The organism is Ornithinimicrobium ciconiae, from assembly GCF_007197575.1.
In the GTDB taxonomy this organism is placed as follows: domain Bacteria; phylum Actinomycetota; class Actinomycetes; order Actinomycetales; family Dermatophilaceae; genus Ornithinicoccus; species Ornithinicoccus ciconiae.
On record NZ_CP041616.1, the window covers coordinates 3,963,506 to 3,988,146 of the forward strand.

Here is a 24,641-nt window from a genome sequence, read left to right on the forward strand (position 1 = left end):
ACCTCGGAATCGGAGTGACATGGAAGTCCAGTGGTGGAGCATCCTGCCGTTCGTGGCCATGCTGCTGACGATCGCCTTGGCGCCGCTTATCCCCGCCACGGCCGAGGCGTGGGAGAAGCAACGGGTCCAGTTGCTGGTCGCCCTCGTGCTCGGTGTGCCGGTCGCCCTGTGGTTCATCGTCGGTGGCGATACCTCGGCGGTCGTGCACGCCGTCATCGAGTACGGCCAGTTCATCGCCCTGCTCTTGGCACTGTTCATCGTCTCCGGTGGCATCTTTCTCAAGGGTGACATCGAGGCCACCCCACGCAACAACACTCTCTTCCTGGCGTTCGGTGGGCTGATCGCCTCCTTCATCGGCACGACCGGCGCGGCGATGCTGCTCATCCGGCCGCTGCTCAACACCAACCACGAGCGCAAGTTCCGGGTCCACACGGTCGTCTTCACGATCTTCATCGTGGCCAACTGTGGTGGCTTGCTGACGCCTCTGGGCGACCCGCCGCTCTTCCTGGGCATGCTTCGTGGGGTGCCCTTCACCTGGACCTTCGGGCTCTTCCCGATGTGGCTGTTTGTGAACCTGCTGTTACTGGTGACCTACTACGCCCTGGACCGCAAGTTCTATGCCAAGGAGGACCCGGAGGCCCTGCAGATCGACAAGAGCACGGCCAGCGCTCTCGGTGTCAAGGGCAAGTTGAACTTTCTCTACCTCGGCGTCATCGTGGGTGCCGTCGCGCTGGCTCCCTCGATCAACATTCACACCATCGAGGAGGGCACCGCGGGCTTCCTGGACTGGATCCCGCTGCGCGAGATCGTCATGCTTGGCATCGCTGCGGTGTCCTACCTCACCGGGGACAAGGTGGCTCGCTTCGTGGACAACAAGTTCACCTGGGGCCCGATCCTGGAGGTCGCGGCCATCTTCGTCGGGATCTTCCTGACGATGATCCCGGCGCTGAAGTACCTCTCGCAGTTGGCACCGCAGTTGCCGCTCAACGAGGTCACCTTCTTCATCTTCACCGGCGGACTCTCCGCGGTCCTGGACAATGCCCCGACCTACGTCACCTTCTTCGAGATGGCTGGCGCCCTCGGCGGGGACCCCACCGTGGCCGACACGGGCATCTATGAGCCCTACCTTGTCGCGATCAGCCTGGGTGCGGTCTTCTGCGGCGCCATCACCTACATCGGCAACGGCCCCAACTTCATGGTCAAGGCCGTGGCCGACAGCGCCGGCGTGCGGATGCCCACCTTCGGCGGCTATGTCGTCCAGGCCTTCATCTATCTGGTCCCGACCCTGGTGGCGATGGTCCTGATCTTCATCGCGAGCGGACTGTGGACCACGGTCGCGGGAGTGGTGCTCACCGCGGGCCTGCTGACGCGCGCCTTCCTGGAGGCACGCAAGCACGAGCATCCCGTGTCCGCCGACGCCTGAGGCTCACGACCTGGCGAGCTGGGGTCTGCGTAGCCCGGACTGCACGAGGTCGTAGGCGACCGAGTCCACCACCTTCGTGGGGTGCAGACCGAAGGTCTCCTGTGCCGCCGTGGAGTCCAGCAGGAAGGGAGCGGTGAACTGGTGCCTGGTCTCCCGCAGCTCGCGCAACGTCGGCACCACCAGACCACCGGCCCAGAGCACCGACCACGGCACCTGACGGACCCGGTGCGGCACCCCCAGCTGCTCTGCGGCCAGCCCCGTCAGGTGACGCAGTGTCACCGGCTCACCCGTAGGGACATGCCAGGCCCGACCCCACGCCCGCTCGTCGCCCGCCCCGGTCGCCAGCAGCTGCGCGACGTCGCGCACATCGGTCCAGCTGCGCGGCACGTCCAACGGGGCGGGCGCCAGGGCAGTCCTGCCCTTCGCCAGGGTCGGGGTCATCATGCCCAGCAGTGAACTGCCCCCGAGATAGTCGCTGCCGCGCACCTCAAAGGCGCGCAGCCGGCCCGCCTCGTGGGCCGCCAGCGCGTCCTGCCACATCTGCGCGCGGACCTCGCCCTTGGTGCCATTCGGTCGCAGCGGCGTCGCCTCCGTCATCGGCGCTGAGACCCTGCCATAGCCATAGAGGTTGCTGGTCGTGGCGAGCACCGCACCATGCTCCTCGGCAGCACGCAAGAGGCCCTGCGCGATCGGCGGCCACTCCTGCGCCCACCGGTGGTAGGCCGGGTTGACGCAGTTGTAGATCGCCTCGGCTCCGCGGCTCAGCGCGATCACCTTCTCTGCCTCCGCGGCGTCCGCGCGGACACGTTCGGCGCCCTCGATGCCCGAGCCGCTGCGCGTGATGATCCGCACCGTCTCCCCACGGTCCACGAGCAGCCGCGCGAGCGCGCTGCCCACCGGTCCCGCCCCGACAATGACGTGCTTGCCCATAATCACTCCTCCAGTTCTGTGAGCACTGCTCTCACAATGAGTATGACGAGTGGCTGGCGAATGCGCAAGAGCACTGCTCTCGCTTTGCTGGGCAGGTCGTGGTGTGGCTGGGACGGTCGAGTTGGAAGGGTCGGGGTGTGGCTGGAAGGGTCGGGGTGTGGCGGGTCAGGCCGGGTCGGGCTCCGGGTCGGCGTGCAGCGCGGCCATCTCGGCCTCCATGACCATCTCCTCGTCCGCGTCGAGGCGGACGTGTGCCAGCAGGCTGTGCAGCACCCTGGTGGCGGCGGCCAGGCGCTCACCCCAGGTCGACAGATAACTGAACTGCCACCACCAGAGTGCCTCCTGCGGGCGCCCTTCCCCGTGGTGACGCAGCCCGTGGGTGAGGTCGGCCGCGACCTGGGCGAGGTCGTCGGAGACCATGCCGTGGACCACTTCTCCCGAGAGCACCGGGTCCTCGACGTCGACATACTCATCCACCCCGGCGAGCAGGTCGTGCAGCCCGTTGCGGATGCCCTCGACGTTGGCGTCCGGGCCCAGGTCGGTCTCAAACTGCTCATGCGGCACAACGTCCACCATGGCACCCAGGCGTGCGCCCACCGACTGCAGCTGGGTGCAGGCCAGGAGCAGCAGCGGCAGCGCCGTGTCGGGCTTCCCGCCGGCGGCAAGTTCACCCAGTGCCACCAGGAAGGTCGCCGACTCCCGCGAGGTCTCTGCCGCGAGGTCAGCCAGCTCCCCGTCCAACGTCTCACTCATGCTGCCTCCCCTGGTGCGACCCTGGCGGTCACGCTTCGATCAGCCTACGCCCTTCGAACGCCCTGCCCAGGGTGACTTCGTCGGCATACTCCAGGTCGCCGCCGACGGGCAGACCGGAGGCGAGCCGACTGACCTGCAGGCCCAGCGTCCCGAGCATCCGGGCGAGATAGGCCGCGGTGGCCTCGCCCTCGAGGTTGGGGTCGGTGGCCAGGATCACCTCGGTGACCCGGCCATCGGCCAGCCGCGTCATCAGCTCACGGATCCGCAGGTCGTTGGGGCCGATCCCGTCGATCGGGCTGATCGCCCCACCCAACACGTGATAGAGCCCCCGGAACTCACGGGTGCGCTCGATCGCCACGACGTCCTTGGGCTCCTCGACGACGCAGATCAGCGCCTGGTCGCGGCGCGGGTCGGCGCAGATGCGGCAGCGCTCGGACTCGGCGACATTGCCGCAGAGCTCGCAGAAGCGCACCTTGTCCTTCACCTCGGTCAGGGCGGCGACGAGCCGGGTGACATCGTCCGGGTCGGCCGCGAGCAGGTGAAAGGCGATGCGTTGCGCGCTCTTGGGCCCGATGCCGGGAAGTCGGCCGAGCTCGTCGATCAGGTCTTGGACCACACCTTCATACACAGTGGTCCTGACTCTAGGCGCTCCGGCTGAGAATCTGGTCAGGCACTCCGCAGGAGTATGCCGAGCAGCTCACCCGCGGTGTCGACAACGTCCACCGCGCCCGCGTCCCGCAGCTCGGCGACGGTGCCCGCGCCCCAGGTGACAGCGATCCCACGCATCCCGGCCGCCTGGGCCGCGCGGATATCCACCACGGCGTCGCCGACATAGACGCAGTCACTCGGCTCGACGGCGAGGGTGTGGGCCGCGTGCAGCAACGGCTCGGCGTGCGGCTTGTGCACGGTGGTGGACTCCAGGCCGACCAGGACCTCAAAGTCGTGCGCCAGACCCACCGCGTCCAGCCCTCGTCGCACCGTGTGCACGCTCTTGGAGGAGACGACACCGATCCTGGACCCCGCGGCCAGCAGGCCGTCCAGCACCTCGGGGATCCCATCGACCGGACGGATCAGCTCGTCGTGGTGCGCCAGGTTCCAGGCGCGGTAGGCCGTCACCAGCTCGTCGGCCCGCGCCGGGTAGCGCTGGCCGAAGGTGTCGATGAGGGTATGGCCGATCCACGAGCGTGCCTCGACGTCGGTCACCTCGTGTCCGACCACCTCGGCCACCGTGTGCCGGAAGGAAGCGACGATCAGCGGGATGGTGTCCGCGAGGGTGCCGTCGAAGTCGAAGAGGACGACCGGTGGAGCTGTCGGGTCGGCGCCGTTCCCGGGTGCGCCCGTCATGCGGGCATCTCGGGAGTGCGCTCGTTGTAGCGTCCGGCGAGCTGCTGCCCGGACATCGCGCGGATGGCGGCCATGATCTCGTCGGTCGCCTCCCGCCGGGCCCGACCGGCCGGGACATCGTCGAAACGACCGGTGAAGTCGATCGGTGTGCCGAACTCGACCCGGAACTTGACGACCTTGGGGAGACGCGACCCCACCGGCTGCAGCTTGTCCGTGCCGGTGAGCGCGACCGGCACCACAGGGCAGCCGGCGGTCAGCGCCAGCCAGGCGACACCCGTGCGGCCGCGATAGAGCTGACCGTCCCGGGATCGGGTGCCCTCGGGATAGATCCCGAAGGCACCACCGCCACGCAGGTGCTCCAGAGCAAGGTCAAGAGAGGTCTGGGCGGCGCGCGGATCGTCCCGGTCGACCGGGATGCTGCCGATGGCGGTGAAGAAGTTGCGGCTGACCACCCCCCTGACCCCGGTGCCTGTCCAGTAGTCGTCCTTGGCCAGGAACGAGACCTGCCGCGGAGCGGTCAGCGGGATCACGAGGCTGTCGGCGAACGACAGGTGGTTGCTGGCCAGGATGACCCCGCCCTCTGCGGGAACGTTCTCGGTCCCGATGACATCTGGTCGATAGATCGCCAGCGCAGTCGGTCGGACCACGACACGCAACGCGCGATAGAGCATGCACAACCTCCTGCGGTGCGGGCGACCCAGGGGTCAGTGAGTCGGGTCGTCGTCGATAGAGATCACGGTACCGCCGAGGACGCTCTCGATCACGGGCAGGCCCACGGCGCCGGAACTCTCCAGGTCCTCGTCGTCCTCGCGGGGGAGGTCACCGCCGGGGGCTGACGCGGGCTGCTGCTCCTCCCCGCCGGACTGCGTAGGCCGTGCGGCCGGGGACGACTCCCCTGCACCGCCGATCCCTCGCCCGGTGCCACCGTGAGACCTCCCTCCCGCGGTGGGATCCGGCCGCCCCGAGACGGAGTCCTGAGGTGGCTCCGCCACGTGCGCGACGGGCGGGGTCGCCGGGTGCTGGGGTGTCTGCGAGGCCTGGGGTGTCTGCGAGGCCTGGGACGCCTGCGGCGGCTCGGTCGCCCAGGCCGGTGGCGCCTCACGGGCAGACTGGGCCCACTCCTGAGCCGGCGGTGCGCCGCCGCTCGGGCCCGGACTGCGCGGCGGCCGGGCACTCACGCCCAGTTGCTCCGCGGCGCTCGGGCCGGGGGATCAGCAACTGGACGGTCCCTGCCTCCCGCGACAGGGGGAGGCTCGGAGCCACCGGGTGCCGGCGGGCTCGGGGGTGGTGTCCCACCCGCTGGGAAGGTGCCGCCACCACCCGGGGCCGCAGTGCCCTCCACCCGGGCGTCGAGTCCGATCGCCTCGATGAGACCCTGGCGCACGACCTCGGCGTGCACACCCTGGTTGAAGGCGCCGGCCAGCCCTTCGCTGCTCAGCCCGAGCAGGACCCTGGTGCCGTCATAGTCCAGGACGGTGCTGTTGACCGAGACCAGGGTCCAGGTCACCCTGCGGATCTCCTTGACCTTGTCGAGCACCTCGGGCCACGAGCGGCGGACCGCATCCGTGTCGAGCGACCCAGGGGTGCCACCGGACGCAGGGCCGGGCGCCGGGGCCTGAGGGGCGGGCGGCCGGGACTGTGGGCCAGGCGCCTGGGCGTAACTGGCTGGCGGGGTCGTGGGGGTCGCGCCCTGCGTTGGTGCTTCGGCTGGCGTCGGTGCTGCGGCCACTGGCTCGGGGGAAACCGGCTGGCGAGAAACCGGCCTAGCCGTAACCGGCTGGCGGGCAGCCGGCTGAGAAGCAACAGGCTCGGGGGCAACGGGCTCAGAAGCAACAGGCTCAGAAGCAACCCGCTCGGAGGCGGGTCGCAACTGAGCCGACGGAACAGGCTGTGGTGTTGCCAGCTCAGGCTGGGGACCCGCTGCGAGGCGACGCTCGATGCGGTCCAGCCTGGCGGCATATCCCTCCTCCCCCGCGGCAGCGGGAAGCAGCAGCCGGGCGCAGATGAGCTCCAGGTGCAGCCGGTAGGAGACCGCGCCGGTCATCTCCGACAGCCCCTTGGCGATGACGTCGGCGCAGCGCGTCAGGGTCCCGGGGCCGGAGACGGAGGCCTGCTGGCGCAGCCGCTCGACCTGGTCCTCGGGCATGCCCCGCAGCAGCCCGCCCGCGCGCTCCCCGACCGCGGCGATGACGATGAGATCGCGATAGCGCTCCAGCAGGTCCTCCACGAACCGGCGCGGATCGTGGCCAGACTCCATGACCCGGTCGACCTGGCGAAAGACCGCGGCGGCATCCTGCGCACCCACGGCATCGACCACCGAGTCGAGCAGCTCGACGTCGGTGAACCCGAGCAGTGCGGCAGCGCGCTCATAGGTGACCCCACCCTCGCCGGCACCGGCGATCAGCTGGTCCAGGACCGAGAGCGAGTCACGCACCGAGCCACCCCCGGCGCGGGTGACGAAGGAGAGCACCCCCGGCTCCAGGCTCACGCCCTCGGCGTCGCTCAGCTGCTCCAGATAGCCGGTGAGCCGCTGCGGAGGGACCAGGTGGAACGGGTAGTGGTGGGTGCGGGAACGGATCGTGGACAGCACCTTGTCGGGCTCGGTCGTGGCGAAGATGAACTTCACGTGCTCCGGAGGCTCCTCCACCACCTTGAGCAGGGCGTTGAAGCCGTGCGAGGTCACCATGTGCGCCTCGTCGATGATGTAGACCTTGTAACGCGACTGTGCCGGACCGAAGGCTGCCCGCTCGCGCAGGTCACGGGCGTCATCGACGCCACCGTGACTGGCCGCATCGATCTCGATCACGTCGACCGCGCCAGGACCACCACGGGCGAGGGCCACGCACGACTCGCAGGTCCCGCACGGCTCAGGTGTCGGCCCCTGCTCACAGTTGAGACAGCGCGCCAGGATGCGGGCACTGGTGGTCTTGCCACAGCCGCGCGGTCCGCTGAAGAGGTAGGCGTGGTTGACCCGTCCCGACCGCAGCGCCTGCATCAGCGGCTCGGTGACATGCTCCTGCCCGATGACGTCGGCGAAGGTCTCCGGTCGATAGCGGCGATACAGCGCGGTGCTCACGCAGTGACCCTAACGGCCCGGACCGTCACTGCCCGCGGCTCCTCCACAGGTCAGTCACCGGACCTGCAGCACAGTCATCCGGTGCGCGGCACGGGTGAGCACGACATACAGCACGCGGGGGCCACCCGGGGACTCCGCGATAATCTCGTCCGGATCGACCACCACGGTGGCGTCCCACTCCAGGCCCTTGGAGGACAGCGGGTCGATCAGGGCGACCCGGCCGTCGTGGCGGCCCACCACCCTGGACAGCTCGGGCTGCCACTTGCGCGGAGCGATCACGGCCACCGAGCCCGCGACCTGATCGGACAGGCCCGCCAGTGCCTCGGCAACGGCGCCCGAGATGGCCTCGGCGTCAGCGTCGACGGTGATCTCCACCGGATCGACCCCGGTCTCGCGCACCGCTTCCGGGATGTCGGCATCCGGGACATACCTGCGGATCAGGCGCTCGGCATACTCAAAGATCTCCCGCGCGTTGCGGTAGTTGGTCTGCATGTGGAAGCCGCGTCGCACCGTGCTGCCGAAGGCCTCCTCACGGGCGGTCAGCGACTCCTCCGGGTCGGGCCAGGAGCTCTGCGCGGCATCGCCGACGACGGTCCAGGACGCCCAGCGCCCCCGGCGGCCCAGCATCCGCCACTGCATCGGTGACAGGTCCTGCGCCTCGTCGACGAGCACGTGCGCGTAGTCGTCGGCCGCGGTGACCCGACCGGCCATCAGCCGCTCCTGGGGATCGTGCGAGATGCGCTCTCCCGACCCGTCAGAGACCGCGAGGGAGACCGGCTCGTCGCCGTCCACCCCCACCCGCAGCGCGGACGTGCCGTACTGCGCGGCGTTGTCCAGCTCCTCGATCTCATAGAAGCCCCGCTCCTCCGAGGGCAGGTCGACCATCTGTCCCAGCTTGGCGGCCAGCTCGTCGACGAGGGCGACGTCGGCGACGCTCCAGGTGCCGGTGTGCAGGGCTGTGCGCAGCGACGCCGACAGGGTCTCAGCCGCTGCCTCGTGCTCGCCGTCGAAGGCGCTGCCGACCACCCGCGCGGCGAACTGCGGCTCGGCCAGCCACAGCAGCACCTCGCGGGGGTCGACCGGACGCCACCACTGGCGCGCGAACGTCTCGACATCGGTGGAGTCGATGAACTTGTCCAGGAACTGCTCGCGGTCACCCTCGCGGACCGAGGCCCAGGCGGCCTCGGCCAGCTCCCGGACCGCGACATCGAAGGAGTTGTTGCGCTGGTGGTGGCGCAGCACGGTCCGACGCACGCGATTCAGATCGGCCGCCTCGAGACGGATCGCCTGTCCGGCCACGAACACCCGGAGCAGGTCCGGGGCGTCGGGGATCGGCTCGCGCACGAGCCGGTTGAGCACCTGCCGCATCCGCAGCCCGCCCTTGACCGCGGCGGTCTCCGGGGAGTCCACCCGGGTGGCCGTGATGCCCCCGACCAGATCGCCCATCGAGCGCAGGACCACCGAGTCCTCGCCCAGCCCGGGCAGGACCCGCTCGATGTATGCCGTGTAGGCGGCGGAGGGCCCGACGACCAGGACACCACCGGACTCGAAGCGACGGCGGTCGGAGTAGAGCAGGTAGGCGGCGCGGTGCAGCGCCACCACCGTCTTGCCGGTGCCGGGACCGCCCGTGATCTCGGTGACCCCGCGCACGTCCGCCCGGATGGCCTCATCCTGGTGCTGCTGGATGGTGGCGACGATGTCCCGCATCCGCTGCCCACGCGTGCGGGACAGGGCCGCGATCAGGGCACCGTCGCCGACCACGACGAGATCCGGCGGCGGATCGGCGACCATCAGGTCGTCCTCGATCCCGACCACCAGTTCGCTCTGCGAGCGCAGCACCCGGCGACGCACCACGCCATGGGGCTCGACGGGCGTGGCCCGATAGAACGGCGCCGCGGCCGGCGCGCGCCAGTCGATCACCAGCGGGTCGTACTCGTCGTCACGGACCCCGAGCCGGCCGATATACCGGATCTCGCGGTCAGCCTGCTCGCCGGTGTCGGCGTGGTCCAGGTCGAGTCGCCCGAAGACCAGGCCCTCATGCTGGTTCTGCAGGGAGGCGGTGCGCCGGGACGCCGAATAGACCAGGGCATCGCGCTCGAACAGACCGGCGAGCTCCTCCTCCCGGGGGTCGCCAGTGCCACGACGGTCGGTCTGTCCCCGCGACATGCCCTCGGCATGCACCAGCTGGGCACGGTCGACGGCCTTGGCCAGCTCGGTGTAGACCCGGTCGACGTGCGCCTGCTCGACGGCGATCTCACGTGCGACAACGTCCTCGGTGGCTTCGCTCACCTGTGGTTCCATCCCCTCCACCCGACGGCGTGGTCACGGGTTGTTCTCCGTCTTGGGTCGAACAAGCCTACCCGCCTCCTGCACTGGTCCCGGCCTCGGGCTGGGCGCTCACTGCACGCGCGAGTCCTGGCCCACGGAGGGCGGCGACTAGATCCAACCGCGCCGGGCGGCCTGCACCCCGGCCTGGAACCGGGTCGCTGCCGCGAGGGTGCGCATCAAGGCAGCGACCCGACGCTCCACGGTCCGCGTGGACACCCCGATCTGCCGGGCGATCTGCTGGTCCGTCGCGCCGGTGGCCAGCAGGTTGAGGATGCGCCGGTCCCGTGTCTCCAGCGGCGGCTCGTCGGTCGCTCCCTCGGCGCGCGCACGGGTCGGCCCCAACGGGGTGGCGAGCTCAAAGGCGATCTCGAACAGCGCCGAGAGCGCCCTGGTGGGGTTGCGTCGCCGGACGACGAAGGAGCCGTCGGCGCTCGGGTCGTGCCGAGACAGGTCGACCAGGGCAGCGGCGTCATCGACGATGAGCCCGCTGAACGGCAGCCCGTCGGCGACGACCACCCGCTGCCCGGCATTGACCAGCGCCTCCAACCGGCTCAGGACGCCGTCGTGAGCAAAGAGTGAGACGTCGACGATGAGCCTGACGTCCGAGGAGGTCACGGCGGCCGGGGAGACCGGTCGGCTCTCCTCGAGCAACAGTCGCAGCGCGGCCGGCGACTCGTCCAGGAAACCCCTGATGCGGTGCTCGGCGGTGGCCGCCAGGGAGTATGCCGCCAGGACCACCTGGTCGACCGACCCCAACATCTCCACCCCTCGGAGGTCCGGCTCCGCGCTGTCACTGCGCGAAGCCCGCCAGAGCGCGCTGAGCTCGTCGGCGGTGCTGCGCACAGACCGGGCCCGGGCCTCCAGTTCGGCCGCCCTCCGGGGCATGGCCGTCTCCGGCGGGACGATATTCCAGGTGCCCTCGCTCTGCCGGGTGATCAAGCCGCGCCCCTCCAAGAAGGTCGCGGCCCGGGTCACGTCGTCGGGGTGCAGGCCGGCCTCGACCAGCGCCCGCCGAGTGGGCTGCCCCAGACGCAGCATGGTCAGGTAGAGCGAGGACAGGAACTCCTCGTGCTGGGGGTCTGTGAGGTCGTCGAACCTGTCCATGTGCCTCGCCGCCGATCAGCTGCCAGTGTCGGATTGCCGCCATTGACTATAAACCGCCACACCTGCGCGTGACATCTGTCAGATCTCGTGTCACAGTGGAGTCACCGGCCTAGCCGGAAGTGGGGATGTGCGCGTCGACTGTTTCCCCCCGAGACAGTCAGACCCTGCTCCGCTGCGTGGTCCACCTGGGAGATGACCCCCCCCTGCCTCCCAGGTGGACCACGGCTTTGTCTGGGCCACCCATTTTTGGAGGGGTTTCGTCGGCCCGTCCCGCATTTTGGAGGGGTTTCGTCGGGTGCCAACGGGCACATTCGAGGAGACTCGGGCCACCAGCCCCCCGACGATTTGTCCGGCCGAGGCCCGGCCAGACGTCCCGCTGGCTTAGTGTCGTCACGTGAGGGTTCTCGTCATTGGCTCCGGCGCGCGCGAGCACGCCATCGTCCGCTCCCTGGCCGCCGACCCGACCGTGGACGCCGTCCTGGCCGCGCCGGGCAACCCAGGCATCGATCTGGTGGCCCAGTGCCTGCCGGACTGTGGCCCGATCACCGACCCGGCCGCCATGTCGAAGCTCGCCGAGGACGTCGGCGCCGACCTTGTCATCGTGGGCCCAGAGGCTCCGCTCGTCGCCGGGGTCGCCGACGCGGTCCGGGCCCGTGGCATCACCTGCTTCGGCCCCAGCGCCGCGGCCGCCGCACTGGAGGGAAGCAAGGCCTTTGCCAAGGAGGTGATGGCCGCCGCCGGCGTGCCGACCGCCCTGGCTCACGTGTGCACCACCGAGGACGAGGTCATCGCCGCCCTCGACTCCACCGGCGCTCCGTATGTCGTCAAGGACGACGGTCTCGCCGCCGGCAAGGGGGTCGTGGTCACCGAGGACCACACCGAGGCCGTCGCCCACGCCCTCGCCTGCCTGGCCAAGCCCGACGGCCGGGTCGTGATCGAGGAGTTCCTTGACGGCCCGGAGATCTCGCTGTTCTGCATCAGCGACGGCACGGAGGTGCGGGCCTTGGTCCCGGCCCAGGACTTCAAACGGATCGGGGACGGGGACACCGGACCCAACACCGGAGGCATGGGGGCCTACAGCCCTCTCCCGTGGGCACCGGAGGGGCTGGAGGAGGAGGTTCTCACCCGCATCGCCCAGCCGACGATCGACGAGATGCGTCGCCGCGGCACCCCGTTCGCCGGCGTCCTGTATGTCGGACTGGCCGTGACCGCACGCGGCCTGCGGGTCGTGGAGTTCAACGCCCGGTTCGGCGACCCGGAGACCCAGGTGGTGCTGGCCCGACTGCGCACCCCGCTCGGACAGCTGCTGGAGGCGGCCGCCACAGGTCACCTCGCGGAGCTGCCCGAGCTGTCCTGGCACGCTCAGGCAGCCGTCGCCGTGGTGGTCGCGTGCGAGGGCTACCCACACGCCCCCGTGACCGGCGCGGCCATCGCCGGCCTGGCGGAGTGCGGCGCCCTTGAACACGTGCAGGTGCTGCACGCCGGGACCGCCGCCTCACCCGAGGGCGTGATCGCCGCCGGCGGGCGGGTGCTCTCGGTCGTCGGCACCGGCCCCGACCTGGTCAGCGCCCGGGGCCACGCCTACGCCGGGGTGGCAGCGATCCACCTGGTCGGCGGGCAGCACCGCACGGACATCGCCCAGCGCGCCGCCGAGGGAGCCGTCCTGGGATGAATCAACAAAACCATTCAGAAAATGCGGGAACCGGCAGCAAAACCACTCGGAAAATGGTGAGGCAGTGAGCGAGCAGGAAACCACCGATGGCCTGCCGGGTGAGCTGCCTGGCTACATGCCGGTCTACTCCGGCAAGGTCCGCGAGCTGTTCGCCCCTATCGACCCCGGCACCGGCCTCGTCGATGAGTCCCGGCTCCTGCTGGTTGCCTCCGACCGCATCTCGGCCTTCGACCACATCATCGATACCCCCATCCCCGACAAGGGCGCGGTCCTGACCCAGCTCTCGACGTGGTGGTTCGACCAGCTCGCCGACCTCCTGCCCCACCACGTCATCGACGCCGCGGTGCCTCTGCAGGTCGCCGGCCGGGCGCTCACCGTGCGTCGACTGCGGATGCTTCCGGTGGAGTGCATCGCCCGCGCCTATCTCACCGGTGGTGGGCTCAGCGAGTACCAGGCGACCGGCACCGTCAGCGGGGCGGCCCTCCCCGAGGGCCTCGTCGACGGCTCCGCGCTGCCCGAACCGATCTTCACCCCCACCACCAAGGCGCCGGCCGGACAGCACGACGAGCCGATGACCTTCGAGGACGTCGAGGACGAGCTGGGCACCGCCCTGGCGAGCCGCGTGCGCGACCTGACTCTCGGCATCCTCGCTCGCGGCAACCAGATCGCGGCGGAGCGCGGCATCCTGATCGCCGACACCAAGGTGGAGTATGGCGTGGACCCCCTCTCCCTCGGCCTCACCTCCGTGGACGACGAGATCGACTGGACCACAGTCGATCCCGACGAGGTGCAGGTGGTCCTGGCCGACGAGGTGCTCACGCCCGACAGCAGTCGCTTCTGGCGGGCCTCGGAGTGGGCACCGGGCCGCGTGCAGACCTCCTACGACAAGCAGGTGCTGCGAGACTGGCTGCTCTCCGCGACCAGCGGGTGGGACCGCTCCTCGGGCCAGGCTCCCCCGCCGCTGCCACAGGACGTCATCGAGCTGACCCGGGCCCGCTACATCGAGGCCTACGAGACCCTGACCGGGCAGACGTTCGTGCCCGCCACCCCCGCCTAAGGCCCCCGACCCAGCCCGCAGCCCGCACCGCCTGCTCCGAGGAGACCGACGTCCATGGCCACGCACGACTACGTGTTGACTTCCGTGCCCGGGGGCTCGGCCCTCTCCGACTTCCGGGCAGCGGCACTGCTGCGGCGCCTGCAGGTGGTCGCTCCCCGAGTCACCGCGGTCACCGCGCAGTTCGCCCACCAGGTGGCGACGGACACCGCACCTGACGAGGTCACGCGTGCTCGGCTCGGCGCACTGCTGACCTACGGCGTGCCTGTCGCGGCCCCCGGCGTCGCGGCCGGAGCGGACACCACCGGCGATGAGCAGTCGGCCGGACAGAGCACCGTCGTGGTCGGCCCCCGGCTGGGCACCATCTCGCCCTGGGCCAGCAAGGCCACCGACATCCTGCGCAACTGCGGCCTGGACGTGCACCGGGTGGAGCGGGTCGTGGCCTACACCCTCACGACGGAGGGAGCGGACCTCACCGAGGCAGAGTGGGGCGCCTGCGCCGCGGTGCTGCACGACCGGATGACCGAGTCGGTCTTCCCCTCCAGCGAGGCACTGGGCGTGCTATTCGCCGAGCGGGACGCCGCACCGATGGAGCACGTCGACGTCCTGGGCCGGGGCCGCGCGGCCCTCGCGGAGGCCGACCTGGCGTGGGGATTGGCGCTGGCCGAGGACGAGATCGACTATCTGGTCGAGGCCTTCACCGGCATGGGCCGCAACCCCACCGACGTCGAGCTGACGATGTTTGCGCAGGCCAACTCGGAGCACTGCCGGCACAAGATCTTCAACGCGGACTTCGTCATCGACGGCCAGCCCCAACCGCGCAGCCTCTTCGGGATGATCCGACACACCGAGGAGGTCAACCCCGAGGGGACCGTGGTGGCCTACAAGGACAACGCCTCGGTCATGACCGGGGGCCGGGTCACCCGGTGGGTGCCGGAGCGGGGGGCGATCGGCCCGAGCCGGTATGCCGGCCGCGACGAGGAAGTCCACGTCCTGATGAAGGTGGAGACCCACAACCACCCCACCGCGATCTCGCCGTTCGCCGGTGCCGCCACCGGCGCCGGCGGGGAGATCCGGGACGAGGGGGCGACGGGTCGCGGCTCGGCCCCCAAGGCCGGACTGACCGGTTTCATCGTCTCCAACCTGCACCTGCCCGGCACCGACGAGCCGTGGGAGGCCGACTCCTACGGCGCGCCCGACCACCTCGCCACCCCGTTGGACATCATGCTCGAGGGCCCGATCGGTGCCGCCGCCTTCAACAACGAGTTCGGTCGGCCGGCACTCGGTGGCTTCTTCCGCGTCTATGAGCAGACCGTCGACGGCGTGCGCCGCGGCTATCACAAGCCGGTCATGAGCGCCGGAGGTCTCGGTCAGATCAGTGCCGACCAGACCGAGAAGGTCCGCTTCCCCGACGGGACCCTGCTGGTGCAGATCGGGGGCCCGGGCATGCGCATCGGCATGGGCGGTGGTGCGGCCAGCTCGATGGCCTCCGGCGCCAACGCCGCCGAACTGGACTTCGACTCCGTGCAGCGCGGCAACCCCGAGATGGAGCGGCGCGCCCAGGAGGTCATCAACCACTGCGCGGCGCTGGGCCCCGACAACCCCGTCCTGGCGATCCACGACGTCGGCGCCGGCGGGTTGAGCAATGCCTTCCCCGAGCTGGTCGACGATGCGGGTCTGGGCGCCCGCTTCGACCTGTCCGCGGTCCCGCTGGAGGAGTCCGGTCTCGCACCCAAGGAGATCTGGTCCAACGAGAGCCAGGAGCGCTACGTCCTGGCGATCGCGCCCAAGTCCCTCGGGGACTTCGCGACGCTCTGTGAGCGGGAGCGGTGCCCGTATGCCGTGGTGGGGGTCGCGCGCGACGACGGCCAGCTGACTCTGGGTGACCAGCAGACGCAGGCGGTGGACATGCCGATGGAGGTGTTGCTCGGCAAGCCGCCGAAGATGACCCGGGACGTCGAGCGGCTCACCCGCTCAGCACCCCAGCTCGACCTGAGCCCCCTCGAGGCGCCGGCGGCCCTGAGAGACACGGCATACGCCGTCCTGCGCCACCCCACCGTCGCCTCCAAGCGCTTCCTCATCACCATCGGCGACCGGACGGTGGGCGGGCTGAGCCACCGGGACCAGATGGTTGGCCCGTGGCAGGTGCCGGTCGCCGACGTGGCAGTCACTCTCTCGGATCTGGTGGGGCTGGCCGGGCAGGCCATGGCCAGCGGCGAACGCACCCCGCTCGCGGCCGTCGACGGGCCGGCGTCGGGGCGGATGGCGGTCGGTGAGGCGCTGACCAACCTGCTGGCCGCACCGGTGACCCTCAGCGGCGTGAAGCTGTCCTGCAACTGGATGGCCTCCGCAGGCACCCCCGGTGAGGACGCCGCGCTCTATGACACGGTGCACGCGGTCGCGATGGAGTTGTGCCCCGCGCTCGGGATCTCGGTCCCGGTCGGCAAGGACTCGATGTCCATGCGCACCACCTGGGCTGGTGCCGACGGCGTCGACCGGCAGGTCATCTCGCCGGTGTCCCTGGTGGTCTCGGCGTTTGCGTCGCTGCCCGACGTGACGGGCACGCTCACCCCGCAGCTCCTGCCCGACTCGGCGCTGCTGCTGGTCGATCTCGGGGCCGGTCGCGACCGGCTCGGCGGGTCCATGCTGGCTCAGGTGCGCGGCGAGTTCGGTGACACCGTGCCCGACCTGGACGACCCGCAGGCCCTGCTCTCCCTGGCGTCTGCGCTGACGGCGCTGCGCGAGACCGACCTGGTCACCAGCTATCACGACCGCTCGGACGGCGGACTGTGGGCGACCCTGTGCGAGATGGCTTTTGCCGGAGCTGTTGGTGTCGACGTCGAGCTGCCGCAGCGCGAGGATGGTGTGGCCGCCCTGTTCACCGAGGAGCTCGGTGTCGTGCTCGGGGTGCCCGCCGACCGGGCCGAGCAGGCCCGCGCCGTGCTCGCCGCGCACGGCCTCGGCGAGGTGACCCATCTCCTGGGTCACAGCACCCGCGAGCAGCAGGTCCGGGTGCGCGGCGGAGGCGCGGCCCTGGACGAGCCGCTGCGGGACCTCGCCCAGGCGTGGGACGAGGTCTCCTGGCGCCTGAGCACGCTGCGCGACAACCCGGAGTGCGCCGAGGAGGAGCACGCTGCGGTCGGTGCGGAGGATGACCCCGGGCTGCACGTGGAGACGACCTTCGACCCGGTCGAGGATGTCAGTGCGCCCTATCTCAACCTCGGGGCACGACCCGCTGTGGCGATCCTGCGTGAGCAGGGGGTGAACTCCCACGTCGAGACCTCCTTCGCCTTCGACCGGGCGGGGTTCGACACCTTTGACGTGCACATGACCGACCTGCAGACCGGCCGGTTCGACCTCGCCCGCGCCGTGGGGCTGGTGGCCTGTGGCGGCTTCTCCTATGGCGACACCCTCGGAGCCGGAGAGGGCTGGGCCCGCTCGGTGCTGTTCAACGAGCCGCTGACCCAGGCGTTCGGTGACTTCTTCGCCCGATCGGACACCTTCGCGCTGGGGATCTGCAACGGCTGCCAGATGTTTGCCGCGCTGGCCGACCTGATTCCCGGCGCCGAGGCCTGGCCACGGTTCACCCGCAACCGCAGCGAGCAGTATGAAGCGCGGCTGAGTCTGGTGGAGGTGCTCGAGTCTCCCTCGATCTTCTTCTCCGGCATGGCAGGCTCCCGGATCCCGATCGCGGTCGCCCACGGCGAGGGACGGGCGGACTTCTCGGCCCAGGGCGACGAGGCGGCGGTCCTGGCCGCGGCGCGCTATGTCGACAACCACGGCCGCCCGACCGAGGTCTACCCTGCCAACCCCAACGGCTCGCGTGGTGGGCTCACCGCCGTCACCACGGCGGACGGACGGTTCACGGCGATGATGCCGCACCCCGAGCGGGTGCAGCGCAACGCCCAGCTGTCCTGGACCCCGGGCGCCATCGGCGAGGCCAGCCCGTGGCTGCGGATGTTCCGCAACGCTCGCGTCTGGGTGGACTGACACCCCCCCTCACGACCGAGCGGAGCGCGCGGGGTAGTGCTTCCCGATCCCACAGCGCCCGGCGTGGCGTTCACTACGGCTGCTGGCCTCCGTCCGTGGCCCACACCTCGAGGGCGCGCTGGATCTCCTTATCGGTCTTGGTCAGCGCCGTGCCGGCGATCCACTGGTGACCGAAGGGATCCCGGAAGCGCCCCTGACGCGCGCCATAGGGCTGGTCGTCCACGTCGAAGATCATCGCCGCGCCGCGCTCGACCGCCGCTGCCACGAGCGCGTCGGGGTCGGCACACATGATGTCCATGACGAGCCCGCAGCCACCGTCGGCGGGGCTCCGGTCCACATCATCGGGATCCTTCAGCTGGATGACGTCGCCGCTGGGCAGATCGAGTTGAGCAAAGACCACGGTGCCGCCCATCACATACCGGCTGGTCAGGCTCGCACCCAGCACCGACTCGTAGAACTCGATAGCACGATCGGCACCTTCGACAACGAGCTTTGGTCGCACACGTAGCTGGCTCATTCCTGCCACGGTAGCGCCGATCTCCCGGGCGGGGCGGCTACTGGGCGGTCCAGGCACCGTCCATCGTGAGCGAGGTCCCGGTCACCATGCCGGCATCGTCCGACACCAAGAACGCCGCGAGCGCCGCGACCTCGTCCGGCTCACCCATCCGCTTGACCGCTGAGCGGGTCAGCATGATCTTCTCGACGACCTCGTCCTCGGGGATGCCGTGCAGCCCGTGCGCCGAGGAGACATTGATGATCCGACCCCACCCCCCGGCATACATGTGCGGCAACGCCGCCCGGATCAACAGGAACGGCGCCTCCAACATCAACCGCTGGATCAACCGGAAATCCTCCGGCACGAACTCGTGGATCGGCGCCACCCGCTGGATCCCCGCATTGTTGACCAGCACGTCACACTCCAGCCGCAGCCCCTCCAGCGCAGCCGTGTCCGACAGGTCGACGGCCCAGGCCTCGCCACCGATCTCGGCGGCGCCGTCGGTCCTGCTCACGCAGGCCTCGCACACGCAGCGCCAGCGCGTGGACGCGGTCGGCGGCGTCGCTGTCCACCTCTGCCGCCGCCCGGCGTAGTTGCTCATAGTCGGCGACCGGCCGGTCCTCTGCGAGCAGCGCGAGGAACTGCTCAGGCAATCCGGGTTCACTCATCGGTCTCGCCACGGACGGCTGCCCGGTGCGCGTCCCAGACCAGCCCCGCCGCAACCAGATCCTCCAGCGCCGTCCCCACGGACTTGAAGACCGTCACCTCTTCGGTCGACTCGCGTCCGGGATGCGCCCCGGTGCACAGGTCCGCCAGGGTGGCTCGCACGTCAGACTGCTGGAGTGTGCCGTCACGCAGCGGGCCGGTCAGGTCACCGGCCTCGTGCAGCGCCTCCGGGACGTCGACGAACAGGCTCGCGGTGGTCACCAGAGCAGGGTCGGCCTCGACCATCGCGGGGGTGAAGGCACCGATCAGGTCGACGTGCGTGCCGGGGGTGACGTCCTCGGCCAGCACCAGCGGGCTGGTCGCCGACGTGGCCGCGGTGATCACGTCGGCACGTCGCACGCCCTCACGCAGGTCCGTGGCGACCTCCGCGTCGAGGCCGTCAGCGCGGAGGCGGTCCACGAGGTCCGCAGCCCCGGCCGGAGTCCGGCTCCAGACCCGTGTGAGACCGACCTCACGGACGGTGGCGTAGCAGGCGGGCACGGCCGCGGCCACGTTGCCGGCGCCGATCAGCAGGTGCTCACGCACCTCACGGGGCGCCAGGCTGTCGGCGGCCAACGCACTGGCAGCGGCGGTGCGCCACCGGGTGAGTTCGGTGCCATCCAGCACGGCGACGGGCTGGCCGGTGCTCGCACTGCCGAGCAGGTAGGAGCCATAGAGCCCCGGCAGCCCCTGCTCCCGGTTGTGGGGGAAGTGGCCGACGACCTTGACCCCGAGCCAGCGGCCACGTTGCCAGGCCGGCATGACCAGCAGCGTGGCGTCGAGGTCGTCATCGATGCGGTGGTGCGCGCGCTCTGGCACCACCGCGGAGCCCGGCTCTGCGAAGGCTGCGCGCAGCCCTTCCACGAGGGCCGTCGGCTCGAGAAGGCTCCGGACCGTCGCGGCATCAATGAACTGCATGCCCTCACCCAATCACCCACCACCTGCTCGCCACCCATCGACCAGCGCCGCGCGACCCACGAGGCGACCGAGCACACCGTGTTGCGCTCCCCGTCTCAGAAGCGGAAGCGGGTGCAGTCCTTGGGGAAGTCAAACCAGGCCATCGCCCGCCGCGGGGTGATCACGCGCAGGCCCCCACCATCCTCTCCGGACCACGAGTCGGGCCCGGGCGCGTAGTCCTGGTCGTGATACTTGCCGAAGGCCTCGGCCAGGCGTGCACCGAGTCCGTCAGCATCGGCGCGGCTAGCGACCGACTCACCCTCGATGATGACCACCTCGGTGCCGCTCTCCAGCGTCAGGGTGACTGCGGGGTTCCGCTCGACGTTGCGGGTATGACGGGTGGTGGGGGCTCCGTCATACCAGAACCGGCCCTCCAGCCACACGCCCCAGCGAGGCACCGAGTGCGGGGTGCCGTCGGGGCGAACACTGTTGAGCCAGTAGTGCTTCGCCCCCACGAGACGAGGCTCGACCTGGGACCAGGTGAGCTGGCCCTCCGCCGTCTCGGGGATGCCATAGCCGTCGGGGAAGACCGGCCGATCAGCGGCCGGTGCTGCTGGTGTCTCCATCTCTCGCACGGTAGACCCAGGCACCGACACCGGTTGCCACAGGGCAGCACACCGCGTGCTCGGTGAGGGGGCAGGCTAGCTGTCGCGCCCCAGCAGGTCGAAGCGCTGGATGGTTTCCTCGCGGCCCGGACCCACGCCGATCGCCGACACTCGCGCACCGATCAGCTCCTCGAGCCGCAGCACATAGTTCTTGGCGTTCTCCGGCAGCTCCTCGAAGGTGCGGCAGTGGCTGATGTCCTCCCACCAGCCGGGCAGCTCCTCATAGATCGGCGTTGCGTGGTGGAAGTCGGACTGGTTGACCGGCATCGAGTCGTGCCGCACTCCCTGCACGTCATAGGCCACACAGACCGGGACCTTCTCCAGGCCGGTGAGGATGTCGAGCTTGGTGATGACGAAGTCGGTGACGCCGTTGATGCGCTGGGCATAGCGGCCCATGACGGCGTCGACCCACCCGCAGCGCCGCGGACGCCCGGTGGTGGTGCCGTACTCCGCGCCGGTCTTGCGCAGGAACTCGCCCATGTCGTCGTGCAGCTCCGTCGGGAACGGCCCCTCCCCGACCCGACTCGTGTAGGCCTTGAGGATGCCGATCACGCTGTCGATCCGGGTCGGTGCCACACCAGATCCCGTGCAGGCGCCACCAGAGGTCGCGTTGGACGACGTCACGAACGGGTAGGTGCCGTGGTCAACATCCAGCAGGGTCGCCTGGCCGGCCTCGAAGAGCACGGTCTTGTCGGCATCGAGGGCCTCGTTGAGCTCCAGCGCGGTGTCGCAGACCATCGGGCGGATCCGCTCGGCGTGCCGCAGCAGTTCCTCCATGACCTCCTCCACCTCGACGGCGCGCCGGTTATAGATCTTGAGCAGCAGCTGGTTCTTGGTGTCCAGCGCGGCGGTGACCTTCTGGCGGAGGATGGACTCGTCATACAGGTCCTGCACCCGGATCCCGACGCGGTTCATCTTGTCGGCATAGGTCGGGCCGATCCCCCGGCCGGTCGTGCCGAGCTTGCGGCTGCCGAGGAAGCGCTCGGTCACCTTGTCCAGCGTGCGGTTGTAGGGCGGGATGACGTGCGCGTTGGCGCTGATCCGCAGGCGGGAGGTGTCGACGCCGCGGGCCTCGAGGCCGTCCAGTTCCTCGATCAGGACGCTGATGTCGACGACCACGCCGTTGGCGATGACCGGGACGACACCGGGGCTGAGGATGCCGGAGGGCAGCAGGTGCAAGGCGTATTTCTGGTCACCGATGACGACCGTGTGCCCGGCGTTGTTGCCGCCGTTGAACTTGACGACGTAGTCGACGCTGCTGCCGAGCAGGTCGGTCGCCTTGCCCTTGCCCTCATCGCCCCACTGGGCTCCAACCAGGACTACTGCCGGCATGCTGCCCACCTTGCTGTTGGGGATTGTCCAGGGTCAGGTTATCTGTCACACCCATCAGGCAGTATGCCGACAGGCGCCAACCATTGCGGGTCCTGACAGCGTTGGAGGGGTAGGAGGTGGTCATGAGCGATCCCGGTGCGGCCTTTGTCGCCTATGTCAACGCCCGGCGCAGCGCGTTGCTGCGCTCGGCGACGTTGATCACCGGTGACTCGCACACGGCCCAGGACCTCCTGCAGGACGCGCTGATCAAGCTGGCGGCGCGGTGGGAGCGCGTGAGCGACGGGAGTCCCGACGCCTACGTGCGCCGGATCATGTTCCACGACAACGTCTCCCGGTGGCGCCGCACCGGCCGAGAGGTCCTGGTCGGTGAGGTCGCCGAGGGCGCCCGACCGCTGGGTGGGTCGGAGCCGCCGGACCCCGGCCGGGTCGTGACCGGGCTGGACGTGCGACGGGCCCTGGCCGAGCTCACCGACAAGCAGCGGGCGGTGCTGGTCCTGCGCTATTACGACGACCTGTCCGAGACCCAGATCGCGCAGACCCTCGGGGTCAGCAATGGCACGGTCAAGAGCCAGGCGCACGCCGCGCTGAGGCGCCTGCGGGAGCTGCTCCCGGAGGCGGCCGAGGCCCTCGTGGGATCGGAGGAGACACCATGAGCGATGACGAGATCCGTGACCTGCTGGACCTGGGGCTGGACGATGACGGCTCCCAGGGGTCCGGCGCTCGGGGCGCCCGCCCTGGCGAGCACCTGAGCGCCGAGCAGCTCTGGTCGGCCGGGCGCCGTCAGCGCAACCGCGGGCGTGCCTGGATCGGCGGCCTGGGTGCCGCCGCTGCCGCGGCGAGCATCCTGGGGATCGTCTGGGCGCAGGGCTTCGCCGGTGGCGAGGCCGGACCACCGCCGCCCGCCGACGGGACGTCCGACACGGGCCCCGGTCCGACGGTCGAGGTGGATGACGGCGCCCGTGGTGAGCCCTTCTTCGCGCGGTTCACGCGTGCGGACCTCGATCCCGGCGTCAGCGAGCCGCGCGCCTCCGACGCGCCACACGGTGAGTCCGAGCGGCTGTCCGAGCTGACTGGCACCTCGACCCCCGCGACGTTGGAGGACCTCCAGGGCACCTGGAACGGTCCCGACGGCGAGGTCTTCGTCTTCGAGGGAGATCGGTTCATCGCCACCCTCGGGGGCTGCTCTGTCCAGCGGCGCACCGTCGCGCTCACGCCCGAGTCGCGTCTGCAGACCGTCGGCCCGTGGGAAGGCGCTGACGATGTGGGCGAGTGCTCGCAAGAGCAGCCCCTCGTCCAGTGGGGGCCGGCCCTCAACGAGGAGCCTCTGCTCAGCCTCGACGGTGAAACGCTCCTCGTCACCGGCCTTGACGGCACGACCGAGGAGCCCCGGGTCCACGTGTCGCTGACCCTCGGGCCGGTCGACGAGACCGGCTTCACCTGGGCTGATGCCTCCTCCGAGGGCGGCCTCACGCCGATCATGCTGGGCACGGACTTCGTACTGCTCACCTCCGGTGGTGGCGACGGCACCACCCTTGACGACATCCGTGAAATCAACCTCGACACGCAGCCTGGACTCACCGGGGCCCTGGAGCAGGGCGACGACGTCGAGGCGATTGGATACCCCGGCACCTGCCCCGTGGAGATGGAGGCCTCCCTGCGCTCCGACGGCATCCTGCTCACGGGCGAGCCGACGCTGTTCTCGGCCTGCGCCGCAGACAGTGACGCGCCCCTGCCGCCCGTCGAGCCATCCCCTGCTGTCGTGGCGGTGCTGCGCAGCGGACCGACCGTCGACTTCACCGACGGCACGATGGTCATCACCGGCACTATCCCGGAGTCGCTGCTGGACCAGACTGCCCCGGCCGTCGACGATGCGGCACCCACGAGCGAGGGGCCGGACGAGGAGTCCGCGGACCCGACCGCCGACAGCCCCGGCAGCGAGGAGCCCACCCCGCCTGACGGCATACCCCTGGTTGTCGGCACCCCCACGGTGGTGCTGATGTCGGAGGGTGAGTGGGCGCCCACCGGCGAGCTGACCGCGCTGACCGCCGAGCAGGCGGAGGGGCGACGCTGGTTCCAGGTCGAGCACGACGACCCCGGGCCGACGCTCCCGGGCGGTCCCGGCTACGGGCTCGACTTCGACGGGTCCTCGGTGCATGTCCGGGAGTGCTCGGTCGACGTGACCGTTCCTGGGGAGCTGCGCGCCGGGGTCTTCGTGGCGACCGGGGAGCCGCAGTCGGTCGACGACCCGGACCCGGGCATCGACTGTCCTGTGCCGGTCTACACCGACGAATGGGTGCAGATCCTCACGAGCGAGCCCCGGATGAGCACCGACGGCGAGATCCTGGTGATCGCCGGGGGCGGTGACGGCACCCAGCTGGAGCCGGTCGGCATGGCGCTGGTCGCCGCCGGGGTCGAGGACGCCCGGGGTGGACCGACGGCTCCGGTCACGGTCGAGGATCTGGGGGCTGTGCTGTTCGAGGTGCCGGGCGAGGTTGCCGCGCAGGACGTCGGGGTGTCCGATGTGCGCGACATCCAGCCGGGGCACACCGCGAGTTTCTCGCTGGAGGACGGCGCGGTGAGCATCGGCGTCGGATGCGACGAGCAGCTGAGCGGTCCCGCCTGGCTCTCCCACGTCGGTCCGGAGGACACCGACTGGCAGCTGATCGCCGTGCTGCCCGAGGTGTCGCCGCCCGGGGAAGCGTCGGCGTCAGGATGCACCGGCGTTGCGGCCGTGGAGGCCGAGCTGTGGCGGCAGCTGCTAGCGCACGGGGTGTTCCTGCACCACTTCGGCGACTACGTGATCCTGGACGGCTGGGCCGACCCGGCGCTGGTTCCAGGGGCCACGTTCTAACGTCGCGACGCTCAGCTCTCC

At 70.3% G+C, this 24,641-nt stretch carries 20 protein-coding genes; 6 read left to right on the forward strand and 14 right to left on the reverse strand.

Translation table 11 applies throughout. From position 1 onward, the window contains the following. Window positions 1–19: 19 nt before the first annotated feature. The gene (locus FNH13_RS18325; protein WP_143784765.1) at window positions 20–1,423 is read left to right on the forward strand and encodes a sodium:proton antiporter; all 1,404 of its coding nucleotides are present in this window, start codon (window positions 20–22) and stop codon (window positions 1,421–1,423) included. A gap of 3 nt (window positions 1,424–1,426) precedes the next feature. On the opposite strand, the gene FNH13_RS18330 is transcribed toward FNH13_RS18325, so the two are convergent. The 9 genes from FNH13_RS18330 to FNH13_RS18370 all read right to left on the reverse strand — a co-directional run bounded on the left by FNH13_RS18330 (window position 1,427) and on the right by FNH13_RS18370 (window position 10,958). Next, entirely contained in the window at window positions 1,427–2,353 is a 927-nt protein-coding gene (locus FNH13_RS18330) for an NAD-dependent epimerase/dehydratase family protein (protein ID WP_143784767.1), read from the reverse strand. 165 nt (window positions 2,354–2,518) lie between these two features. Further along, the gene (locus tag FNH13_RS18335) at window positions 2,519–3,106 is read right to left on the reverse strand and encodes a DUF5063 domain-containing protein (protein ID WP_143784768.1); all 588 of its coding nucleotides are present in this window, start codon (window positions 3,104–3,106) and stop codon (window positions 2,519–2,521) included. Window positions 3,107–3,134: 28 nt separating this feature from the next. Then, the gene (gene recR, locus FNH13_RS18340; protein WP_143784769.1) at window positions 3,135–3,734 is read right to left on the reverse strand and encodes a recombination mediator RecR; all 600 of its coding nucleotides are present in this window, start codon (window positions 3,732–3,734) and stop codon (window positions 3,135–3,137) included. A 38-nt stretch (window positions 3,735–3,772) separates the two neighbouring features. Beyond that, complete coding sequence (locus tag FNH13_RS18345; protein ID WP_143784770.1) at window positions 3,773–4,450, reverse strand: HAD family hydrolase; 678 nt, start codon at window positions 4,448–4,450, stop codon at window positions 3,773–3,775. Beyond that, window positions 4,447–5,121: a lysophospholipid acyltransferase family protein gene (locus FNH13_RS18350; protein ID WP_143784771.1), complete on the reverse strand. Its 675-nt coding sequence runs from the start codon at window positions 5,119–5,121 to the stop codon at window positions 4,447–4,449. Before FNH13_RS18350 ends, FNH13_RS18345 begins: the two co-directional genes overlap by 4 nt. Window positions 5,122–5,154: 33 nt before the next feature. Then, window positions 5,155–5,628 (reverse strand): hypothetical protein, encoded by a 474-nt coding sequence (locus FNH13_RS18355; RefSeq protein WP_143784772.1) that lies wholly within the window; start codon window positions 5,626–5,628, stop codon window positions 5,155–5,157. Next, window positions 5,625–7,526: a DNA polymerase III subunit gamma and tau gene (locus tag FNH13_RS18360; protein WP_143784773.1), complete on the reverse strand. Its 1,902-nt coding sequence runs from the start codon at window positions 7,524–7,526 to the stop codon at window positions 5,625–5,627. The genes FNH13_RS18355 and FNH13_RS18360 overlap by 4 nt, the downstream gene beginning before the upstream one ends. Window positions 7,527–7,580: 54 nt before the next feature. Then, window positions 7,581–9,827: a HelD family protein gene (locus FNH13_RS18365; RefSeq protein WP_143784774.1), complete on the reverse strand. Its 2,247-nt coding sequence runs from the start codon at window positions 9,825–9,827 to the stop codon at window positions 7,581–7,583. Window positions 9,828–9,962: 135 nt separating this feature from the next. Next, the gene (locus FNH13_RS18370) at window positions 9,963–10,958 is read right to left on the reverse strand and encodes a helix-turn-helix transcriptional regulator (RefSeq protein WP_143784775.1); all 996 of its coding nucleotides are present in this window, start codon (window positions 10,956–10,958) and stop codon (window positions 9,963–9,965) included. A 394-nt stretch (window positions 10,959–11,352) separates the two neighbouring features. Here FNH13_RS18370 and purD point away from each other — a divergent pair, with 394 nt between their 5' ends. From purD to purL, 3 genes are all read left to right on the forward strand, one after another. Beyond that, on the forward strand, window positions 11,353–12,630 hold the full coding sequence (gene purD, locus FNH13_RS18375; RefSeq protein ID WP_143784776.1) for a phosphoribosylamine--glycine ligase: 1,278 nt from the start codon (window positions 11,353–11,355) through the stop codon (window positions 12,628–12,630). Window positions 12,631–12,745: 115 nt separating this feature from the next. Further along, window positions 12,746–13,687, forward strand: a complete 942-nt coding sequence (locus FNH13_RS18380) for a phosphoribosylaminoimidazolesuccinocarboxamide synthase (protein WP_143785234.1) — start codon at window positions 12,746–12,748, stop codon at window positions 13,685–13,687. Window positions 13,688–13,741: 54 nt separating this feature from the next. Continuing rightward, window positions 13,742–17,674, forward strand: coding sequence for a phosphoribosylformylglycinamidine synthase (purL, locus tag FNH13_RS18385; RefSeq protein WP_143784777.1), 3,933 nt, complete (start codon window positions 13,742–13,744; stop codon window positions 17,672–17,674). A 73-nt stretch (window positions 17,675–17,747) separates the two neighbouring features. On the opposite strand, the gene FNH13_RS18390 is transcribed toward purL, so the two are convergent. The 5 genes from FNH13_RS18390 to FNH13_RS18410 form a co-directional block, all read right to left on the reverse strand. Continuing rightward, window positions 17,748–18,191 carry a VOC family protein gene (locus FNH13_RS18390; RefSeq protein ID WP_143784778.1) on the reverse strand — a complete coding sequence of 148 codons (444 nt, stop codon included), beginning with the start codon at window positions 18,189–18,191 and terminating at the stop codon, window positions 17,748–17,750. Between the two features lie 37 nt (window positions 18,192–18,228). Further along, window positions 18,229–18,684, reverse strand: a complete 456-nt coding sequence (locus FNH13_RS18395; protein WP_228266492.1) for an SDR family oxidoreductase — start codon at window positions 18,682–18,684, stop codon at window positions 18,229–18,231. Between the two features lie 146 nt (window positions 18,685–18,830). Next, window positions 18,831–19,793: a bifunctional Delta(1)-pyrroline-2-carboxylate/Delta(1)-piperideine-2-carboxylate reductase gene (gene lhpI, locus FNH13_RS18400; protein ID WP_143784780.1), complete on the reverse strand. Its 963-nt coding sequence runs from the start codon at window positions 19,791–19,793 to the stop codon at window positions 18,831–18,833. 95 nt (window positions 19,794–19,888) lie between these two features. After that, window positions 19,889–20,398 (reverse strand): pyridoxamine 5'-phosphate oxidase family protein, encoded by a 510-nt coding sequence (locus tag FNH13_RS18405; protein WP_143784781.1) that lies wholly within the window; start codon window positions 20,396–20,398, stop codon window positions 19,889–19,891. Between the two features lie 75 nt (window positions 20,399–20,473). Beyond that, window positions 20,474–21,769 carry an adenylosuccinate synthase gene (locus FNH13_RS18410; RefSeq protein WP_143784782.1) on the reverse strand — a complete coding sequence of 432 codons (1,296 nt, stop codon included), beginning with the start codon at window positions 21,767–21,769 and terminating at the stop codon, window positions 20,474–20,476. Window positions 21,770–21,891: 122 nt separating this feature from the next. Here FNH13_RS18410 and FNH13_RS18415 point away from each other — a divergent pair, with 122 nt between their 5' ends. Together FNH13_RS18415 and FNH13_RS18420 are read left to right on the forward strand one after the other, a co-directional pair. Next, window positions 21,892–22,422: a SigE family RNA polymerase sigma factor gene (locus tag FNH13_RS18415; protein ID WP_143784783.1), complete on the forward strand. Its 531-nt coding sequence runs from the start codon at window positions 21,892–21,894 to the stop codon at window positions 22,420–22,422. Next, window positions 22,419–24,620 carry a hypothetical protein gene (locus FNH13_RS18420; protein ID WP_143784784.1) on the forward strand — a complete coding sequence of 734 codons (2,202 nt, stop codon included), beginning with the start codon at window positions 22,419–22,421 and terminating at the stop codon, window positions 24,618–24,620. The genes FNH13_RS18415 and FNH13_RS18420 overlap by 4 nt, the downstream gene beginning before the upstream one ends. Window positions 24,621–24,641: the final 21 nt, after the last annotated feature.

What these genes read in the sequence shown, in the direction of transcription:
- FNH13_RS18325 (WP_143784765.1), top strand. Translation starts at nt 20, where the DNA reads ATGGAAGTCCAGTGGTGGAGCATCCTGCCGTTCGTGGCCATGCTGCTG.
- purL (WP_143784777.1), top strand. Translation starts at nt 13,742, where the DNA reads ATGGCCACGCACGACTACGTGTTGACTTCCGTGCCCGGGGGCTCGGCC.
- FNH13_RS18370 (WP_143784775.1), bottom strand. Translation starts at nt 10,958, where the DNA reads ATGGACAGGTTCGACGACCTCACAGACCCCCAGCACGAGGAGTTCCTG.
- FNH13_RS18335 (WP_143784768.1), bottom strand. Translation starts at nt 3,106, where the DNA reads ATGAGTGAGACGTTGGACGGGGAGCTGGCTGACCTCGCGGCAGAGACC.
- FNH13_RS18415 (WP_143784783.1), top strand. Translation starts at nt 21,892, where the DNA reads ATGAGCGATCCCGGTGCGGCCTTTGTCGCCTATGTCAACGCCCGGCGC.
- FNH13_RS18345 (WP_143784770.1), bottom strand. Translation starts at nt 4,450, where the DNA reads ATGACGGGCGCACCCGGGAACGGCGCCGACCCGACAGCTCCACCGGTC.
- FNH13_RS18380 (WP_143785234.1), top strand. Translation starts at nt 12,746, where the DNA reads ATGCCGGTCTACTCCGGCAAGGTCCGCGAGCTGTTCGCCCCTATCGAC.
- FNH13_RS18410 (WP_143784782.1), bottom strand. Translation starts at nt 21,769, where the DNA reads ATGCCGGCAGTAGTCCTGGTTGGAGCCCAGTGGGGCGATGAGGGCAAG.
- FNH13_RS18350 (WP_143784771.1), bottom strand. Translation starts at nt 5,121, where the DNA reads ATGCTCTATCGCGCGTTGCGTGTCGTGGTCCGACCGACTGCGCTGGCG.
- FNH13_RS18405 (WP_143784781.1), bottom strand. Translation starts at nt 20,398, where the DNA reads ATGGAGACACCAGCAGCACCGGCCGCTGATCGGCCGGTCTTCCCCGAC.
- lhpI (WP_143784780.1), bottom strand. Translation starts at nt 19,793, where the DNA reads ATGCAGTTCATTGATGCCGCGACGGTCCGGAGCCTTCTCGAGCCGACG.
- FNH13_RS18390 (WP_143784778.1), bottom strand. Translation starts at nt 18,191, where the DNA reads ATGAGCCAGCTACGTGTGCGACCAAAGCTCGTTGTCGAAGGTGCCGAT.
- FNH13_RS18420 (WP_143784784.1), top strand. Translation starts at nt 22,419, where the DNA reads ATGAGCGATGACGAGATCCGTGACCTGCTGGACCTGGGGCTGGACGAT.
- FNH13_RS18330 (WP_143784767.1), bottom strand. Translation starts at nt 2,353, where the DNA reads ATGGGCAAGCACGTCATTGTCGGGGCGGGACCGGTGGGCAGCGCGCTC.
- FNH13_RS18365 (WP_143784774.1), bottom strand. Translation starts at nt 9,827, where the DNA reads ATGGAACCACAGGTGAGCGAAGCCACCGAGGACGTTGTCGCACGTGAG.